Here is a 3,896-nt window from a genome sequence, read left to right on the forward strand (position 1 = left end):
GTCGTGAGAGCCGCCCTGGCGGCCGGCCTCGCCCTGGGCCTCGGCGCCGGCAGCGCGGCGGCGCATGACGCGCAGCGGGTGAAATACGTAGTCTCGGTCGATATCGCGGCGCCCCCGGCCAAGGTCTGGGCGGTGATCGGCAACTTCCAGGACCTGTCCTGGGACCGCGCGGTGGCGAAGGTCGCGGGCAGCGGCGGCGACACGCCGGACAAGGCCGTGCGCACCGTCACGCTGAAATCGGGCGCCGTGCTGCCGAACGAGGAGCTGACGCGCTACGAGCCGGACAAGATGACCTATGCGACCTTCCTGCCGCACGTCGACGTGCATCAGTTTCCGGTCACCAACTATTCGTCGATCCTGGTGGTGCTGCCGCGCCCCGACGGCGGCTCGCATGTCGAGTGGCGCAGCGCGTTCTATCGCGGCTATCCGAATTTCGGCCCGCCGCCGGACCTGAACGAGGCGGCGGCGATCCGCGCCGTCAAGGCGATGACACAGCCGGCGCTGGATGGGCTGAAGGCACGGATGGAAGGCGGCACGGCCACCGACTGAGCCGGCCGGGTCAAACGGAAACGGGAGCGAGATCGACATGATGACACGCAGGCGCGCGCTGGCCGCGACCACCTGGCTTGCCGGCGGGCTGGCGGCGGTGCTGGGCGCGGGCACCCGCCCGGCGCGCGCGCACGGGCCGACGCGGCAGAAGCTCGTGCTGTCGGTCGTCGTTGATGCGACGCCGGACAAGGTCTGGGCGGTGATCGGCAATTTCCACGACCTGTCCTGGGTGCCGGCGGTGGCGAAGGTCGAGGGCCCGGGCGGCAACGATCCGAACACCGCCAAGCGCACGGTCTACCTGAAGTCCGGCGGGGTGTGGCACGACGAGGAACTGTCCGACTACGACGCCCGCGAACACACCTACGGCACGTTCCTGCCGCATGTGGACGTGAAGGTGCTGCCGGTCGCGGATTTCTCGTCGCATCTCGACGTGACGGCCGAGGACGGCGGCAAGTCCAAGGTCGCGTGGCACACCGCGTTCTATCGCGGCTATCCGAACAACAACCCGCCGCCCGACCTGAACGAGGCCGCCGCGATCAAGGCGGTGACGGCCATCTGCCAGCCGGCGCTCGACGGTCTGAAGGCGCGCTTCGCGGGCCATAGCTGATGCGGGCCGCCGGCGTCGCGGCGGCGGCGGTGCTGGCGGCGCTGGCGCTGTACCTCCCGGCCCGCGCCGGCGAGGCCTTCGTCACCGATCAGGGCGGCAACGCGGTCACGGTCGTCGACCTCGCGACCCGCAAGACCGTGGCGACGATCCCGGTCGGCGGCAAGCCGGCCGGAATCGCGATGACGCTCGACGGCGCCCGCGCCTATGTCACCAGCCCGTCGGCGCAGATGGTCAGCACGATCGACACGGCGACGCGCCGCGTGATCGGCCATTTCGCGGCGCCGGGCGGCCCGCTCGGCATCGCCGTGGCGCCGGACGGGCGCACCATCTACGTCGCCGACTGGTACGGCACCGACGTGCTGGCGATCGACCCGGAAAGCGGGCAGGTGCGCGCCAGGATCACCGTCGGACGCTCGCCCTCCGGCCTCGCGGTCACGCGCGACGGGCGGACGCTGGTGGTCGCCGACCGGCTGTCGGACGCCGTCTCCATCGTCGATCTGCCGTCCGGGCACGAACGGGCGCGGGTGACGGTGGGCGCCCATCCGTTCGGCATCACCCTCGATCCGGCAGGCGGCCGCGCCTATACCGCCGACGTCGAGAGCGACAGCGTGAGCGCGGTCGACGTCGCCGCGGGGCGGCTCGTGGGCACGGTCAAGGTCGGCAAGCGGCCCTATGTCGTGGCGCTGGACGGGGCCCGCGGCTACGTGACCAATGAACTGGCCAGCACGGTGACGGCCTTCGACCTCGCGACCCTGACGCCGGTGGCCACGATCCATGTCGGCGACTACCCCGAGGGGATCGAGGCCGGGCCGGACGGGCGGTTCCTGTATGTGGTGAACTGGGACAGCGACGACCTCAGCGTGATCGACGCCGCAAGCCTGTCGGTCGTGGCGACCCTGCCGCTGGGCGACAGCCCCCGGTCGTTCGGGACGTTCATCCGCCGCTGATCCGCCCCCCTCGCCTTGCCGCGCGGGGCGCCAGCGGCTAGACAGCGCGCTTTCCGACAGAACCCGAGAGCGTCCCCGCCATGAAGCAGCAGGCGAACCTGATACGCGCCGGCCAGGTGATCGAGCATGACGGTCGCCGCTGGACCGTGCTGAAGCAGCAGATCATCACCCCCGGCAAGGGCGGCGCCTTCATCCAGGTCGAGATGCGCGACCTCAAGACCGGCAACAAGACGAACGAGCGCTGGCGCACCGCCGACACGGTCGAGCGGCTGATGACGGACAACAAGGAATATACGTACAGCTACATGGACGGGGACAACCTCGTCCTGATGGACCCGGAGACGTTCGAGCAGACGACCGTGCCGGTCACCATCCTGGGCGACGCGCTGCCGTTCCTGCAGGACAACATGACGGTCGAGATCGATCTGGTGGAAGGCGAGCCGGTCGGCATGCATCTGCCGGCGAGCGTGGTGCTGGAGGTGGTCGAGGCCGATCCGGTGGTGAAGGGCCAGACCGCCAGCAGTTCCTACAAGCCCGCGAAGCTGTCCAACGGCGTCAAGACCATGGTCCCCCCCTTCATCGAGGCGGGCGAGCGGATCGTGGTCAAGACCGAGGACGGCAGCTACGTCGAACGCGCCAAGGGCTGACGGGCCGCCACGATGGCCCTGCGCCTGTCGCCGCACATGACGGTGATGGCCAACGCGGCGCAGAAGGCGGCGCGGCGGCTGCTGCGCGACTTCAACGAGGTCGAGCAGCTGCAGGTCAGCATCAAGGGGCCGTCGGACTTCGTCAGCCAGGCCGATCTGCGCGCCGAGGCGACGCTGCGCGAGGAGCTGGCGCGCGCCCGTCCGGGCTATGCGATGCTGATGGAAGAAGGCGGCGCGGAGGGGTCGGACAACTGGTCCTGGCGCTGGATCGTCGATCCGCTCGACGGCACGACGAACTTCCTGCACGGCATCCCGCACTGGGCGATCAGCATCGGGCTGGAGCGGCGGCTGCCGGACGGTGGGTCGGAGATCGCGGCGGGGCTGGTCTATGCCCCGGCGGCGGACGAGATGTTCTGGGCCGAGCGTGGGGCCGGCGCCTTCGTCAACGACAAGCGGCTGCGCGTCTCCGCCCGGCGGGAGCTGAAGGACGCGGTGCTGGCGACCGGCATCCCCTTCGCCGCCGTCGCGCCGCCGCGGCGGCTCGCCTTCGCCCGCACGCTCGGGCAGCTGATGCCGCTGGTCGCCGGCATACGGCGGTTCGGCGCGGCCTCGCTCGATCTCGCCTGGGTTGCGGCCGGCCGGTACGACGGGTTCTGGGAGCTGGGGCTGAAGCCGTGGGACATCAGCGCCGGGCTGCTGATCGTGCGCGAGGCCGGCGGCTATGCCACCGACCCGGCCGGCGGCGACCCGCGCGCGAGCGGCGACGTGGTGGCCGGCAACCCGCACATCCATCCGAAGCTATGCGAGATGGTCAGCGACGGACAGGACGCTGCCGCGCGCGCCGGTTGAAACGCATGCCCGGCCCGGGCGCGGACGCCGCGCGGCGTTGAGCCGGACCGGGGCTGTCACTAGGGTGGAGGCCGCCATGCGCGCGATTCGGCCCATTTGCCTGCGGGCGGCCATCGGAATGACCGTCCCGGGTCTCGCTGTCCTCGGCCTCTGCCTGTCGGGACCGTTCGTCGCGGCCGGGGCGCAGGTCACGGTGGACCTGCACGCCCTCGACAAGCCCGGTGCGACACCGCCGGCCGCGTCCGGCGGCACGGGCGCGGGCACCAGCAGCAGCGCCGCCGGCACGGGCACCGCCGC

The 3,896-nt window shown here is 71.4% G+C and carries 5 protein-coding genes; all 5 read left to right on the forward strand.

Translation table 11 applies throughout. The features are described from left to right. Positions 1–549: SRPBCC family protein (locus tag B8460_RS08110; RefSeq protein ID WP_199445580.1), on the forward strand; the 549-nt coding region annotated here is incomplete at its 5' end. Positions 550–586: 37 nt separating this feature from the next. Next, on the forward strand, positions 587–1,156 hold the full coding sequence (locus B8460_RS08115) for an SRPBCC family protein (RefSeq protein ID WP_199445581.1): 570 nt from the start codon (positions 587–589) through the stop codon (positions 1,154–1,156). Next, positions 1,156–2,103, forward strand: a complete 948-nt coding sequence (locus B8460_RS08120) for a YVTN family beta-propeller repeat protein (protein ID WP_048861085.1) — start codon at positions 1,156–1,158, stop codon at positions 2,101–2,103. Before B8460_RS08115 ends, B8460_RS08120 begins: the two co-directional genes overlap by 1 nt. 80 nt (positions 2,104–2,183) lie before the next feature. Further along, positions 2,184–2,750, forward strand: coding sequence for an elongation factor P (gene efp / locus B8460_RS08125; RefSeq protein WP_048861086.1), 567 nt, complete (start codon positions 2,184–2,186; stop codon positions 2,748–2,750). Between the two features lie 12 nt (positions 2,751–2,762). Next, positions 2,763–3,599: an inositol monophosphatase family protein gene (locus tag B8460_RS08130; protein ID WP_048861087.1), complete on the forward strand. Its 837-nt coding sequence runs from the start codon at positions 2,763–2,765 to the stop codon at positions 3,597–3,599. The last annotated feature ends 297 nt before the right edge of the window (positions 3,600–3,896 follow it).

Origin of the sequence: Acidisphaera rubrifaciens HS-AP3 (assembly GCF_000964365.1) — a bacterium.
GTDB classification, from domain to species: Bacteria; Pseudomonadota; Alphaproteobacteria; order Acetobacterales; family Acetobacteraceae; genus Acidisphaera; species Acidisphaera rubrifaciens.